This is a genomic window from Colwellia marinimaniae (assembly GCF_002207865.1).
In the GTDB taxonomy this organism is placed as follows: Bacteria; Pseudomonadota; Gammaproteobacteria; order Enterobacterales; family Alteromonadaceae; genus Colwellia; species Colwellia marinimaniae.
Genome location: NZ_BDQM01000234.1, coordinates 1 through 276 on the forward strand (window position 1 = coordinate 1; position 276 = coordinate 276).

Here is a 276-nt window from a genome sequence, read left to right on the forward strand (position 1 = left end):
TCACTGGTTTAATTCGTGAAGTAGAAGAAGAGACCGGCGCTGAAAATATTAATAACATTGTACCTTATGGCTGCTACGAAGAACTTCGTCCTTGGTATAAAGGTGGCTTTGACAGTATAAAAATGGTTTCTTACTGCTTTACTTGCGATGCTAACAAGCAATTAGGTACACCAAGATTAGAAGAAAATGAAATCAAAAATGGCGTCAGCGCGCTATGGATCAATATCCACGAAGCAATTGCCCATAACCTCGAAGTTATCGCTAGTCATCCAAGAG

General features: G+C 39.9%; 1 protein-coding gene. It reads left to right on the top strand.

Going from position 1 to position 276, the window contains the following annotated elements:
• A partial coding sequence (locus MTCD1_RS19065; protein ID WP_143760173.1) for an NUDIX hydrolase occupies positions 1-276 on the top strand: 276 nt, incomplete at both ends.